The sequence below is a fragment of the Nocardia amamiensis genome (assembly GCF_015477605.1).
Lineage (GTDB): Bacteria > Actinomycetota > Actinomycetes > Mycobacteriales > Mycobacteriaceae > Nocardia > Nocardia amamiensis_A.
The window spans coordinates 1-14,120 of the sequence record NZ_JADLQX010000060.1 but is presented as its reverse complement, the minus strand read 5'-3'; the positions used below and the strand labels follow the sequence as shown (position 1 = coordinate 14,120).

General features: G+C 67.7%; 11 protein-coding genes. 3 read left to right on the top strand and 8 right to left on the bottom strand.

Features of this window, described 5'->3' with window-relative positions:
* Positions 1-336: 336 nt before the first annotated feature.
* On the bottom strand, positions 337-1,365 hold the full coding sequence (locus IU459_RS35605) for an MFS transporter (protein ID WP_195134001.1): 1,029 nt from the start codon (positions 1,363-1,365) through the stop codon (positions 337-339).
* A 418-nt stretch (positions 1,366-1,783) separates the two neighbouring features.
* Here IU459_RS35605 and IU459_RS35600 point away from each other — a divergent pair, with 418 nt between their 5' ends.
* Positions 1,784-4,234, top strand: coding sequence for an SEC-C metal-binding domain-containing protein (locus tag IU459_RS35600; protein WP_195134000.1), 2,451 nt, complete (start codon positions 1,784-1,786; stop codon positions 4,232-4,234).
* 45 nt (positions 4,235-4,279) lie between these two features.
* Here the strand turns inward: IU459_RS35600 and IU459_RS35595 are convergent, their stop codons facing one another.
* The 4 genes from IU459_RS35595 to IU459_RS35580 all read right to left on the bottom strand — a co-directional run bounded on the left by IU459_RS35595 (position 4,280) and on the right by IU459_RS35580 (position 7,316).
* Positions 4,280-4,507: a hypothetical protein gene (locus IU459_RS35595; RefSeq protein WP_195133999.1), complete on the bottom strand. Its 228-nt coding sequence runs from the start codon at positions 4,505-4,507 to the stop codon at positions 4,280-4,282.
* Between the two features lie 307 nt (positions 4,508-4,814).
* Positions 4,815-5,003: a hypothetical protein gene (locus IU459_RS35590; protein WP_195133998.1), complete on the bottom strand. Its 189-nt coding sequence runs from the start codon at positions 5,001-5,003 to the stop codon at positions 4,815-4,817.
* A gap of 644 nt (positions 5,004-5,647) precedes the next feature.
* On the bottom strand, positions 5,648-5,938 hold the full coding sequence (locus IU459_RS35585; RefSeq protein ID WP_195133997.1) for a hypothetical protein: 291 nt from the start codon (positions 5,936-5,938) through the stop codon (positions 5,648-5,650).
* Between the two features lie 889 nt (positions 5,939-6,827).
* Positions 6,828-7,316: a hypothetical protein gene (locus IU459_RS35580; RefSeq protein WP_195133996.1), complete on the bottom strand. Its 489-nt coding sequence runs from the start codon at positions 7,314-7,316 to the stop codon at positions 6,828-6,830.
* Between the two features lie 717 nt (positions 7,317-8,033).
* Between IU459_RS35580 and phoU the strand changes: the two genes are divergently transcribed.
* Positions 8,034-8,708, top strand: coding sequence for a phosphate signaling complex protein PhoU (gene phoU, locus IU459_RS35575; protein WP_195133995.1), 675 nt, complete (start codon positions 8,034-8,036; stop codon positions 8,706-8,708).
* A gap of 333 nt (positions 8,709-9,041) precedes the next feature.
* Here the strand turns inward: phoU and IU459_RS35570 are convergent, their stop codons facing one another.
* From IU459_RS35570 to IU459_RS35560, 3 genes are all read right to left on the bottom strand, one after another.
* Entirely contained in the window at positions 9,042-9,839 is a 798-nt protein-coding gene (locus IU459_RS35570; protein WP_195133994.1) for a hypothetical protein, read from the bottom strand.
* Positions 9,840-9,983: 144 nt separating this feature from the next.
* Entirely contained in the window at positions 9,984-11,027 is a 1,044-nt protein-coding gene (locus IU459_RS35565) for a 3-oxoacyl-ACP synthase III family protein (protein ID WP_195133993.1), read from the bottom strand.
* Between the two features lie 1,409 nt (positions 11,028-12,436).
* Entirely contained in the window at positions 12,437-12,730 is a 294-nt protein-coding gene (locus IU459_RS35560) for a hypothetical protein (protein WP_195133992.1), read from the bottom strand.
* 683 nt (positions 12,731-13,413) lie between these two features.
* Here IU459_RS35560 and IU459_RS35555 point away from each other — a divergent pair.
* Positions 13,414-13,719: a histone-like nucleoid-structuring protein Lsr2 gene (locus IU459_RS35555; RefSeq protein WP_440446556.1), complete on the top strand. Its 306-nt coding sequence runs from the start codon at positions 13,414-13,416 to the stop codon at positions 13,717-13,719.
* The last annotated feature ends 401 nt before the right edge of the window (positions 13,720-14,120 follow it).

Below are 14,120 nucleotides of genomic sequence, written 5' to 3'. Positions count from 1 at the left end.
GGCCTGGACCAACACCAGGTCCGAACCTGGACCTCATGGCGGCGCTGGACCCTGTTGTGCATGCTCGCTCTGGCCCTGCTCACCACCCTGACCGCCCGAGCCCACGCCCGGGCCGACAACACCGAACACGGGCATGCCAAGCAGGGCGCGTCGTTCGGGCACTCCAAGTCCGCCGGCGGTGCGGCCTCCCAGGTGGCCTCAGCGATCGGCACTGCCCGTGACCCGCAACGAGATACGCCACCTCCTGGCCACCGGACCGCCCCATCCCTACAACCAGGAACAACAGTGGAAAAGCTGGCCAGACCAGCGGCTACCCCATGCCCGAAACACGCGCGTTCACGCCCCCCCGGGCGCGCGAACGAACCAGAACCCCACTCCACGGATCCAGGCTAAGGCCGGCACAAGCGGGAACTGGTTGGCGATGCCCACTCCGGTGACGAACAACCCGATCACCGCCACCGTGGCGGTCGTGGCGAGCAGCAATGTGAGCAGTCCCGCCAGGGTGATCGCCCGCGACCAGCCGACCAGGACAACGGTGCGGCCCGGGCGGCGGGTGAGCCGGGCGCCGCCGACCCGGCCCAGGAGAATGCCCGCGTAGAACGCCGTCATCGCCACCGCCGCGACCGAGTCGCCAGGTTCGTTGTGGCAATCAGCAATTCGGTGCCGAAGTAGACCACACAGAACTCGACGCCGACACCGACGGCCACCAGCACACACAGCAGGTGACAGGTCCAGGGGCAGGACCGGTCTGCGGTTGCGGCCCTCGCGGACGACGGTGTGGGGTGCGGCGGCGGGGAAGGGTTCCCGGTGGTAGAGCAGATACAGCACCATCATGCCCACGGCGGGCAGAGCCATCCCGGTGCGCCAGGTCGCTGGGGTGGACTGCAGGATCCCCAGCGCCAGTGGCGCCAGCACCGCCGCCGCGGCGGCGCCGATATCGGATTCGACGAATGCGGTGTCCCGGCGTGGGCCGTGCCGGTCGGCGAGCACCGATTGGGTTGTGGTCTGCACAGTGGTACCGGCCCATCCCATCACCAGCGTCGCCACGAGCGTGACTGCGATGCCGTGGCTGAGGGTGAGGGTGAACAGTGCCGCACCGACGGTGGTCACCAGCGCCGAGGACCACAGCAGCACGCGCCGCTCGGCCCAGGCGGCCAGCGCCGGGAAAGCCAGTCCGTCCAGGATCGACCCGGCCGCCCACAGTGCCGAGTAGACGCTGATCATCGTGTAGGAGAAGCCGAGTTCGGCGCGCAGCAACGACAGCGCGGGTCCGAAGGCATACAGCCAGAACGTGTAGGCGCCCAGCACGTTGTAGCAGAGCACGGTCATCCGGTCACGCACGAAGGGCGCGGCGCCGAGGGGCATCGTGCGATTGTCCGGTCGTGCCCGCGCACGTTCAACCGGTATGGGCGTGCCGCCGATGAATCCACCCTGGCGTGGCGTTTCCCAGATGATCGCGCCGGACTTCGTCCCGCAAGCCGATGGTCAGCGGATGTTCGGCATCGATAACGTGATCGGGCGCGGTGTCACCGGCGCGGACCCACGTTGCGGCGCGGGCGGCTGTCCGCGCGGATCGGCACTGTTCACCCTCGCCACAGAACTGCCCGCCGCGATGCCTCGCCCGCATGCCGGGCATCACCGTCGAAGCCGTCGTCGTCTGGCATTGCCTCCGGGGTCTGGGCTGCCTGCGCCGCAGACCTCAGCCGCTGGTTGAGCCCGGATAGCGGTGCACGGGCTTGATTACTGTCGCGGGCGGCGGGTCCGGCGACTACTGTCGAGGGCCGTGGCTGACTCGTTGACCGACAAGGCATTCGATCTGTTGCGCACACACGGGCCGCTCGATGATGACGAGTGGGAGGATCTGCTGGTCACGCAGGGGCTCGGTGATGGCGACGACATGTGGGCGCTGATCGATGGGTTCGATCACCCGTTGTTGGGGATTCTGCCGGACGGCCGTAACATCGCCCTGGACACACTGCTGGAAGGGCGCGTGCTGACGCATCGACTGACCGCCGAGGAGATCGCAGCCGGGCTGATCGCCGCCGACCCCGACCTGAGCCCGCTGCTGCGCGTCGACGAGGACACGATCCTCGACGGTTTGGGCGGGGCCCGGGTCGGTTTCACCGATCTCGATCCCGAGATGTCCGCAGGTCGTAGCCTCGACGGCTACCTCGGCCGCACACTGCTGCTGGAGCCGGCCGCGCTGGCCGACGTCGACGCCGCAACACTGGTCGCGCTCGAAATCACGGACCACACATCACGTTTGCGGATCGTGACCGGCGAGGTCGCGGCACCGGATCTGGCCGAAGGGCTGGCCCGGCACCTCGATGACGATTGCGTGCTCGAGGTCGAGGAACTCGGGTGGGCGTTGATGTCCGAGGATCCAACACTGTTCACTATGCCGGCGTTGCCTCTCAGCGAACTCGTCGCGGCGGCGGGGTTCAGCCTGCGCGGAGTTCGCATCGCCGGCGGCGGATTCGACTGGGACCGGTTCGACACCGACATCGCCACGCGCACGATCATGCTGCGCCACAGCCTCGACCGCGACCAGGCCCGAACCGTCCTCGGATTCGGTGCCCTGGTCCGCGCGGTCACCACCGCGGCCCCCGAACGACGCGACACCGTGCTGGCCGAAGCCGACCTGACGGGGTTGAGCGAACTCGCCGACCCGGACACCGCGTCGGCGGCCTACCGTGAACTGTTCACCCGCACCGACACCAACCCGAACGCCGTCGCAGCGGTGGCCGACCATCTGCGGCGCCACGGCCCGCGCAAACTGACCGCCGCCGCACAGTGGCTGGCCGGCAAAGCCTGCGAGCACCTGAACCTGGTGCTCGACGCCGAACAACACTTCGAGGATGCCACCACCGCGGACCCGTACTGGGAACCCGCCGTCGCGGATCTGGCCCGCTACGCCACCGACCGCGGCGACCTGACCCGGGCGGTGTCCCTGCTGGAGCGCACCAGCGACGGTCCCACCACCCAGGCATACGCACTGATACGCGAGACGTCGCCGACCCAGCACCCCGGACTGGGCCGCAACGACCGCTGCTGGTGCGGATCGGGCCGCAAATACAAACTCTGCCACCTCGGCCGCAGCGAGTTGACCCTGCTCGACCGGGCCCGGCTGCTCTACCAGAAAGCTGCCGTGCACTGCGACGAACTGGACTGGCAGCCCACCCGCAAAGACCTGGCCCAGATCCGCGCCCACCACTGGGACACCCCAGCGGGATGGTGGGCCGCTCTCGAGGACCCCTTCGTCGTGGACGTCACGCTGTTCGAATGCGGAGGATTCGACGACTTCCTGGCCCGCCGCAGACCCCTGCTCCCCGAGCGCGATCTCCTCCTCGCCCAGCAATGGCAACTCGCGCCACGGTCGGTGTTCGAAATCGAGTCCGTGAATCCCGGCACCAGTATCAGCGTCCGGGATCTGCGCACCGGCGACCGCCACGACATCCCCGCCACAACGGTCAGCCACCACCTGCAGGCCGGCGAGTTCTACTGCTGCCACGTCGTTCCCGTCGGCGACGATGTGCTGCTCACCGGATCCCTCGAACCGGTCTCCCTGCCGCACCGCAGCCGACTGCTGGAGATGCTCGAATCCGACACCACCACACCACGCGATCTCGTCGCATTCCTCAGCGCCCGATTCGCACCCCCGCAACTGGTGACCACCAGCGGCGACCCCCTGGTGTTCTGCCAAGCCCACCTCACCATCACCGACCCCGACACGATCCGGCACCACCTCACCGAACACTACGACCACGACACCACCGACCACTGGACCTGGCTCGACGACACCGACACCGTCCTCGGCGGCCTCCGCCTCACCGGCAATGAACTGGTCGTGGAAGCGATCAGCGAACCACGATTCGACACGCTCCTGGCCACCATCCGCGAACTCGATCCCGCCGTCGGGGTCGTCTCCGATACCCGCACCCCCGCCGCCGACACCCTCGCCACCCACCAGGCCAACGACGAAAACACTGCCTCCCAAGAGCTTTCCCCCGACCATCCCGAGATCGCCGCATTTCTCGACCAACACCTGCGCGCCTACGAGAACACATGGATCGACGAACCCATCCCCGCACTCGGCGGCACGACACCCCGCGACGCCGTCGCTGACCCCACCCGCCGCGACGACGTGATCCGGCTCATCAATTCCTTCCCCCAAGACGAACACCCCGGCCAGATGAGCGCGAACCGACTCCGCCACCTACTCGGACTACCGTGACCCCCGCACGGGCCCATTCCACCAGTACTGATACCCGACTACCCCTCAAACCCTCGGCAGCGCGACGGCATGCACCAACCCCCGGATCTGCAGACCGCCGTCGCCGAGCACCTCGACGCAGTCCACGACGCCCTCCACAACAGCGAGGGTGTCTCGGGTCCCGCAGCACGCCCACCGATCCGCACCGCCCACGAACAACACGACCGCTTCGGCGACATCACCGCCACACCACAACACACCAAAGCACTGCTGTCCGATCGGCGCTGCCGCCACCCCCTCCGGGTGGTGCCGGACCGACCAGCCTCACCGTCACCACCCCAACGGCACCAGCACTTGCGTGATCTACACCCGCATCGCCCCACCCACCATCGGATCCGACCAGCATGGGGTTCTGGGGTTCCGGTCACATCCTTTCTCGCGCAAAAACACACTTCCAGAAACAAACCAATTGGTGCTATTGTGATGGCCGCCACAGGCGAGTGTGGCGGGCTGGCAGCGGACGTGCATGGTTCCCCGCCCGGAGGCCGGAAGGCGCCGGGCGGGATGTCCGGGGGTGTCGAGTGGCAGTGCTCCCGAATTCTTACCCACAGCCCGTCATCGGATGACGATCGATCTTCGCCTCTCCCCGCACCTCCGTCCCCGGTTCCGGCTTGTCGATTCTCGGCAGGCGATCCACCGCCGGGGTGGTCTCGTCGGTGTTGTCGTTGTCGGTGAGGGCTATACCGCCGTCCAGCGGTCGGTAGATCAGCCACGCTCGGCAGAAGCACATGCACCGCATTCTGGGCCGGCTTTGGTGCATCCCGGCCGGGGCAGGGTCGGGCAGGATCGCGTTACCGGGCGATAGCAGAGGTAGCCCGAGCGGTGGGCGCTTCCCTCGTCCCGATGCTGTCCACGTCGAAGCGAGGAATTTTCCGCATCAGCACATGCGAGGCCACGGTCTTGCTGGCGCAGCCGCGCGCTGTGCTTGCTTTGCCTCACACCGAGTTCCGGGTCGCTTACACGCGGATCGCGCAGGTCTGGACCAAGGCGGTGCGGCGTGAGTTGTCCCCGAACGCCGACAACGCCCGCGTCCGCGCCGAGACCGTCGAGGCCACTGTCCGCGAGCAGGATGGGGTGCCCGGAGCTGATCGGGCCCCTGCCCTCGGGCGCGTTGCCGCCACGGTCAAGGCGGTGCCTACGAGGAACCGGGCAAGAGAACCGCGCACGGTGTCGTCTGCGCCGCCCAGACCCGGCTCGCGGCGATCGCCCAAGACCCCACCCGCTTCCGCTGACCCCCGCGCCCCGCCCCGGATCGGGTTTCGCTCGATTCGCTGATCCTCGCCCCCGGAGTGTGAGCATGCCAGCAGCGTCCAGACCATGGACGCCCTGCTCGCGAAGCCGCTGTCACGGCCACCCTGCCTGAGGGAATTGGGTTCACGGCCCGACCTCGTGTACTGCGGCATCGGCGCGCACGTCGAGGACCGCCAGCAGCACCATCCGGCACACGGACATGTCCGACAAATGCCCGTGCAGCGTGATCACGGCGTGGGCGGCGGCTCGCCGGCATTCCTGGACGAGATCGACGAATGCCGGGGGAAGTGTCCCGCCCTGTGGCGGCGGCTCGTGGAATACCGTGCCCAACTCGTAGCCGAGTGCCCCGGCAGCGGCCCGCAGCCTGTCCTCACCAGAACCGCAGTCGCGGTCCCCAAGCAAATCGTCACGCAAATATCCGTATGCAAGAGGCAATAGCACAGTCATCGAATGAACCGGTTCCCGATCGATCGGCCGAGAGCGATGACACCGCCCTCGGCCGGAGAGATCTGTCATCGCAGGGCGACATATACGCCCTATTTGCCGTCGACCCGGCATGAAGCCGAGCCCGGCCGTCACATCATTGCTTATCGAATTTTCCCGGACACGAATTCAATCCGACGTCCATGCCGGTCCTCCGCGTCGGCACTCCGGTGCCGCCGGGCGTGTGGCGAACAGCCGACTCGGGATGGCCGCGACCCCACCGAGCGCCGTTGCTCGACCTCGGCGCACTCCGTTGTGCGCCGCAGGGATCGTGACCGTCCATGGCAGGTACCGCTTTTGCGGTCGAACACTCCCTCTGGGGGTTGACACCTCTGTCCGCCAACAATTCCAATTCTCGTCCGATGGGCGAAGTTCTTACATGGGGGAAATGCCTCATTCTTCCCCCGCAAATACCAGCGACGTACTCGGCCAGCCCGGATGCAGGGTGCCGTGATCGGTCTGATTGAAAACTCCTGACTCAGCAAACAAGAAGTGCAGCCGCACCCCGGGAAGTTCGACCAGTGAACTCGCGCACGGACGGTGGGGGAATATACGCGGATCGGATCCGCGGCCCCAGCGATTCGATGGCCGCCGCGCGCCGACGTGCTTGCGCAGTGCCGGATATCACGGCGGCAAAGGCCCATGCCATCCGTACCGGCCGCACACTCGCCTACATCAGCGAGCAGGGCCCAGACCGCGCGCCTCGCGCGTGGTCGTTCGCGTGGCGTTCGGGCTGCGCCTGAGCTCACCCCGGCGCCACGCCGTGACGGAACGGGTTACACCCGGTGGCTGACCTCGTCGGCGCGGTGTTCTGCGTGGGTTATGGTCGCGCGAGGGCCTGCAGGTGCCGGTCGTAGTCGGGGAGTTGGTTTTCGGTCGGCAGGGTGGCGTTCTCCTCGATGTAGTCGGCGTGGCCGAGGAGTTCGTCGATGGCGTCGGCGATGAATTCTCCCTGGGTGTCGGGTTGGTCGTCGGTCAGTCGGGCGTGGCGGGGTGCGCTGTTGATGTCCTCGCTCAGCTGCATCTCGGCGGCGGCCTCGCGCAGCGCCCACGCCGAGCACTGCGCCGGCGCGCGGTGCTGGACCGGCTGCTGCGGTCCCGCGTTGCGGATCGCGGTGACGATCAGCGTGGCCGGATCGCTGGCCCACCGGCGGGGGTCGTCGGGAAGGCCGGCGGCGTGTCCGGCCCGGATCAGGGTGTGCAGCAGATGCGCCGCCCGCCGGCGTTGTTCGGATCCCAGGGGCCGACCGGAGTCGAGCCCGGCACGCGACACGTCCTCGAACGCCTGCCCCAGACCGTAAGTGCTCATGCCCGGATTATGCCCGCAACCACCTGCCCGACGCCAAAAACGTTGCCGCCCTGAAGAAATCGTGGCCTCTGCGGCGGGGCGCCACGAACTCCCGGGACGTGCTGACGCGACCGCGCCGGCCGGCGACCGAGGCGCCGGAAAGAACCTGTCATCAGCGGCGCTGTGGATGCCGGCCGTGAGTGTGGGGCGCGGTCGTGGTCGGCGTGGAGTTTCCTCGGTCCCAGGCCAGTCGATGTATCGGCCGTGGATGGAGGTGTCGAACTGGATTGCGCCGGCGATGCCGACCAAAACCACAGGACACCACTGAGGATCATGCCGCGGGCTGACCGCCCGCGGGCTCAGCCTCTTGGCACGACTGAGCCCGCGGCTTTCGGCCAGTGCCCGAACTCGACGCTGCAGGCCCCGGCCCCACCGAGCACACTTGCCCCTGCGGCGTGATATGTCAAGTACCTGCCGGAACCCTGGCCGTATGCCGGTGGCGCGCCTGGCTCGGCCTGTTCTGTCCGGGGCTGGTTTGCGGTGTCGGAGGGTATTTTTCGGGGGTTGTTGCGGAGTTCGGATGTAGGGTGCGGAGTGGTGTAAGCGGCCTGCGGTTGCGCGATCGACGCCCGGCAAGCGCTTCCGCGCGAGACCGTCGCGGCGGTGCCACGCCGCCGCCGGTCGGGCTGATCACGCGTCGCCGGGCATGGTGGCGTCCCGCAGGCTTGAATGGATGGCATGCGGACTCGCTATCACAAGGACCTCGAGCAGCTCGCGAACCTTCTGCACGAGCTGTGTCTGCGGGACCGCGCGGTTGTCGCGACCGCGTCGAACGCGTTGATCAACGCCGATCTGGAGCAGGCGGAACGGGCCATTGACCTCGGCCGCGGGATTACGGCGATGAGCGAGGCGTGCGAGCGCGAGGCCGTGCGGCTGCTGGCGTTACAGGCCCCGGTCGCGGGTGAGCTGCGGCGGGTGGTGACCGCGGTCCAGCTGGTCGGGGACTTGGCGCGGATGGGTGCGCTGGCCGAGCATATCGCTGTGGTCGCGCGCCGCCGCCACCCCGCCCACGCAGTGCCGGAACCGGTGCGGCCCTTGATCGCGCGGATGGGGGCGGCCGCGGTCGCGATGGCCGGCGGTGCCGCGGCGGTCCTCGAGTCCGGCGACCCCGGCGATGCGGCCCAGCTCGATAGCGCTGACGACGCCATGGATCGGCTGCACCAGGAACTGCTGACGAGGGTGCTCGGCGAGGACTGGAGCCACGGCACCACCGCGGTGGTCGATCTGACCCTGTTGGGGCGCTACTACGAACGCTTCGCCGACCACACCGTGGAAGTCGGGCGCCGCACCATTTTCATGGCTACCGGGCAATCCCCTGACGAGTGGATGGCGCGAGGCTGCGACCTCCACTGAACACCGGGGTCGCCGCATCGTCCACCGAATCCGCACGGTAGATCCGAACACCGGCTCGACCGACACGGTGCACGAACATTTCGGGCCGCAGGTCAGACAGCGATAGTCCGCGGACGTCCCCCGGAACCGACACGGTCGACAACCCTGGGCGCGGTGGCCTGTCCTCGGATCTCGACACTCGCGGGCCGGGGAAACCCGCCGACCCGGCGTGCGCTGGACCCATGCCACGTGCGGCGAGGTTCGGCGGAGTGAGACGGCCAGAATCTCCGCGTCTTCGGAATGTTGCCCTTTCGTGGGTGTCAGCAGACCCTGGTGGTGGCTCGACCGGGTGTGTCAGTGTTGTTCGTTCGTCCCGGCGGTGAGCAGTGTCCGGCGCGTGGGGGCTGCCGGGCGCGGGTGGTGGGCCAGGCTGGCCGCCGAGGCGCTGTCTGCGGCCAGGAAGATCACCGTGCGCGCAGTGTCGAGCAGGCCCACATTCAGTGCGTTCAGGTAGGCGTGCACCGGGGCCGCGGTGTAGGGAACGCCGATCGCCGGGTCGAACCCGATCACCGACCGCGCCGGAATGGCGAGGGTGTTCGCCAAGCGGGTGCGGAACCCGGACAGGTGCGAGGGAGCCAGCAGCAGCGCCTGCCCCTCGGCGAAATCACCCCCATCGAGTCCCTGCTCGTCCACACAGGAGCGCACCACCGCCACGGCCAAATCGACCGGATCCTGCCCACCGGCGCGGACACACACCGCGTGACGACCGCCTGCGCCGGCGGCGCCCAGATCCACCCACGCGATCGGGTCGACCGCACCGGGAGTCTCGCAGGTGTGCAGCCGACCGAACCCACCGGCGGCAGCCGAGCGTCCCAGCAGCAGCGCCGCAGCACCGGCGCTGTACGGGAAATCGGCGACGCCGCGGTCGGTGCAGGGATGGGTGTCACCCGCAACGAGCAACGCGTACTCCACCGCGCCGGTGGCCAGGAAGCTGTCGGCGGTCACCAGGGCGTGCAGCAGTCCGGTGGCGCCGTGCATCAGGTCGAAGGAGAACACCGGGGCCCGCCCGGCCTGGTAGGTGAGGCCCATTCCGAGGCGGTTCTGGATCAGCGCCGCCACCGCGGGCTCCCAGATGTTGTGGTCCCGGAACACCGGCGTTGATCAGCATGCCGATCTCGCCGAGGCCGACCTCCGCGCGTTCCATGCAGGTGCGTGCCGCGCGGGCGGCCAGCTCGAAGTAGCTGCCGGTGTCGGAGTCCGTGTTCACCGCCGCCGAGATGATCGTGGTGGGCATGCTCATGCCTCCAACCGGGAGATGGTCGCGGCGAGATACCCCGACACGGTGCCCGACGCGGCGGGGATCATGAGAACCTTCGACCCCCGCGGGATCTGCGCGAGGTGTTCGTGCAGCACCAGGAAATGCGAGGTCGAGGCGGTGTTGCCGTAGTCGTGCAGCACGTTCAATGCCTGCGGCATCGGGGTGCCGAAATGCCGTTCGGTCAAATCCGAGATGTAGTCGATGGCCGGTGCGCTGAACTGGTGATGGATCCAGTAGTCGTATTTCTCGCTGTCCCGGCTGCGGCCGGTCGCGGCGAGGAAATCGGCCATGCGGTCGATGGCCTGCTGGTAGCGGGCTTCGTTCTGCATGGCCCGGTTGTCGGTGTACATCGCGATCCCACCCGTGCGGTCACTGGGCATCCCCAGGCAGTGCTCGGCGCCCTCGGCGGCGGTCATCAGCTCCACGTAGTGGATCGCATCATCGTCATCGCCGTGACCGTCCACGACGACCGCGGCCGCGGCGTCCCCGACGGTCAGCGACGCGAACTGCGGATCATACGGCTGGCTGATCTCCCGCACCGCGGTCTCGGCGATCGGGGTGATCCGCTCCCCGCTGACCACCAAACCGTTGCCCACCACCCCGGCCTTGATCAGGCGATCCAGCACCATCACCCCGGTGATCATGCCGGCGCAGGCGTTGGACACATCGAAACACCGCGCCGCATCCGCGCCGATCGCCCGCCCCAGCATCGACGCCAGCGACGGCGCGTAACAGAAGACCCCCTTGCCGCGGGTGCGGGTGATGGAGGCGGAGATGACGACATCAAGCTCCTCGGCCGCGTAGCCGGAATGCCGCAGGCAGTCCCCGATCGCGTGCAACGCCAGCTCGAAGGACGATTCATACCGGTCGGGATCCGGGTCGTAGACGCGCCGGTTCCGGATCCCGGTGATGCGCTCCAAATCCAATGACCTCGGCACCGCCAGCGCGGCGAGCAGATCCTCGGTGGAACGGACAGCCGTCGGTGTGTAAGCACCGATCGACTCGAAACGCGTACGAAACATCAACCCCTGCTCTCCGTTTCAGTTCGGTGACAAAGATTTGTGACGTCCTCGGCGACGCTGTCGTGGACGGCGAGACCACGGCGGCTACCCGGACAGCCCGGCAAGCCTCGCACTGACCTCGCACAGCCACTGGGCGACCGCGTCGTCGTGTGCCGGGCGCGACGGAGTCTCGACACGGTTGTTCTGGAAGTAGCAGCCGGTCACCGCCGCCAGACCGGGATCGGTGGCCAGGGAGGTGAGCGCCCGTCGTCGGCGACAGCGGCGGCGATCATGAACCCGCGTTCGGCGACCGCGACCACGGGCTGGGCGAACCAGGGCATCGAATCCCCGATCCCGGTCGCCCACCCCACCCGGGTGCAAAGCATTCACCGCCACCCCCTGCCGCCGCCAGTGGCCGCGCCAACGCATAGGTGGAGAAGACATCGCCCGCTTCGAGCGGCCGAATGCTTTCTCCCGAATATCCGTGCCCGAAGCCGAGACCCGCGGAATCCATGGTCGCACCGAAAGCATCACCAAGGAGGTGAACACGATCCGGGAGGGGCACTGGCCGCCATCAGATCCGTGAGCAGTTCGGTCAGCAGGAAACCGCCGAGATGGTGTGGCCTCGATACCATCCACCATCTCGACCCACGTCCGGTGATAGCCGCCCGCGGTGTCGGCCAGCACATCCAACCGGTCATACCCGGCCGACACCGCGTCCGCCGACCGCCGCACCGACAACAACGACACGCAACCACACTCCAGCGTGTCCACACCCACCCGCCGCCCCCGCGGACCGCACCCGCTGCGCCGCGACAGCGCGCGTGTCCGGATCACGCCCTCACCAGCGCAAGCCGGTTGCCTTCCGCAACCGATCGGCAAGCCGGATCCACACCGATACCCGACGTCGCCCCGTGATCAGGATCGTCTTCACAGCCGACCACCCTGCCACCGAGCTTTCCCCACGCATCGCCGACACGAGCACCCGGACCAAATCCCTCGGCCTTCGGCTGAACGCGATGCGCCAGAACGATACTGAGCAACCGTCCAGCTCGAAGCAGTGCGGAGCCCGGTCCATATGGTGGTCGAATCGAACTCCGCACACATCCGTCTCTCGTGCGAGGTGGCGACGACCAATGTCAACCAACCACTTGTCGCCTGTGGCCGCGCGGGTGATGGCCGGGGATCCATCGAATGATCGTTCGCGCCTATGTGCTTCTCGGGAAGCGCTTCCGCGCGGGGCTGCGCGGGTTCCGGCCGCGGTCGGGTCGGGTCCGGTTGCTGCTGTCGAACCGGAAAATCGGGAGCGGGCAGTCGCGGCGACAATGGTGGCCTGCGCAGGCCACGGACAGGGCGAGTCGGTCCGGCCGTCTGGGCTATTGCGCGGCGGGCGGTGGCCGGAGCGGTGTTCGTCTCATCCATGTGGCTGTTCATCCGCGTGGCTGTGGGGGCGGGCTCTCGTCCACGATCCGGTAGTAGCTGCTCGTCGGTGTTTCCAGCAGCGCCCGCAGGAACCGGGTTCCCGCGCGGGGGCCGATGCGCTCGGGGAGGTCGTAGACCTTGATGCCACGGTCGTACCAGTGCTGCGCGACCAGGCACCCACCAGGGTCGGTGACAATGAGTGCCGCCGTGCCCGCGGCGGTCAACCGGAACTCCGCGACTTTCCGCGGTCGCCCGGAACCGACGTCATAGACCACGACCACAGTCGGGGCGGACTCATCCAACGCAGGTCACCTCCAGAAAACGGGGCGGCACGTGGTTGCCGCCTCCCCGCGCCTCCCCCGCCCGGAGGCAGGCGACGCGGCGCGCGAGGCACACCGGCGACAACAGCCACCTACCGTGCTCGATCCACCGTGCCCTCGCCAGCCTGCGCACCGGCCGGATCTCCGCCGCAGCACAGCTGAGGACCTGGTGGATGCTCGGCGGACCTGCGGGCTGCCACCGCCCACCATCGACATATTCGCCACCACGTTGCCCGCGGATCGCCTCCTACGGCAGATTCGATGAGCATCGAAGCCCGGCCACTTCACCGAAGGGGCCAGTAGTGCCCGATCCAGAATTCGAGCGTGCACGACGACAAACGCCGCACCGCATTGTCCACACACAGACTGCTACCCGACACCAGAGAACGGATCCCGCACCACACGACCGAGAACCACTTCCCACCGATATCGACTCCCGGAGCACATGACCGAATCACCCGATCGGCTACGTTCTCCCGCTACCTGGCGCCCCGATCGCACGGTCTTCGAGCATGTGCTTTGCTGTCGTCCCGCAGGGGTCAGGGCGTACCGTTCCTGCAGGTTGTCCCGCCGAGCGCGGGTGGACGCGGAAGGATGCCCGATGCCACCGGTGGCTAACATGGACGCTGAACCCGAGAACGCCACCTGTGAAGGATAATTCCGTTATGGCACGCAAGGTCGTTGTCGAGGTGGTCGATGACTTTGACGGCACATCCTTTGCCGAGGAAACCGTCCGGTTCGCCATCGACGGTGTGGCCTATGAAATGGATCTCTCGGCACCGAACGCCGCCGAACTACGTGCGGTACTGCAGCCATGGGTATCGCACGCCCGCAAAGTCGGTGGTCGCCGACCACGCGGGAAGAAACGGACCGAACCAGCATCCGATCGGGAACGCAGTGCCGCCATCCGGGAGTGGGCACGCACGAACGGTTACGAGGTTTCCAACCGCGGCGTATCCCTGGGGAACTGATCGAGGCGTACGACAAGGCGGCCGCGAGGCCATAACCGACCCTCGGTTCCGGCGCATCGACATCTCACCTCTACCCGAAAAAAAATAGGAGCGCGTCAAGGGAAGGACCAATAGCGCACAGCGGCCCGGAGACAGGATGTCTTCGAGCCGCCTGCCTGTGCGGTCGGTATGGGTGTCTACCCGCACCCGAATCGGATTCGTTTCGTTTCATGGACACCGCCGCTCCCCGAAGCATAAACCGAGCACGTCACCATCCGCCGCAGCAACCCGGAAGTGAATCGCCCCGTGTTTCGTGCCCACCCCTTTCCTGGAGAGGATGGGCAGATCATGCCAGCGAAGTACGATGCAGCGACCCGCGCGAAGGCCGTGCGGTTGGTTGTCGATCACCGTGAGGACTACGC

What these genes read in the sequence shown, in the direction of transcription:
- IU459_RS35590 (WP_195133998.1), bottom strand. Translation starts at nt 5,003, where the DNA reads ATGTGCTTCTGCCGAGCGTGGCTGATCTACCGACCGCTGGACGGCGGT.
- IU459_RS35565 (WP_195133993.1), bottom strand. Translation starts at nt 11,027, where the DNA reads ATGTTTCGTACGCGTTTCGAGTCGATCGGTGCTTACACACCGACGGCT.
- IU459_RS35580 (WP_195133996.1), bottom strand. Translation starts at nt 7,316, where the DNA reads ATGAGCACTTACGGTCTGGGGCAGGCGTTCGAGGACGTGTCGCGTGCC.
- IU459_RS35555 (WP_440446556.1), top strand. Translation starts at nt 13,414, where the DNA reads ATGGCACGCAAGGTCGTTGTCGAGGTGGTCGATGACTTTGACGGCACA.
- IU459_RS35605 (WP_195134001.1), bottom strand. Translation starts at nt 1,365, where the DNA reads ATGCCCCTCGGCGCCGCGCCCTTCGTGCGTGACCGGATGACCGTGCTC.
- phoU (WP_195133995.1), top strand. Translation starts at nt 8,034, where the DNA reads ATGCGGACTCGCTATCACAAGGACCTCGAGCAGCTCGCGAACCTTCTG.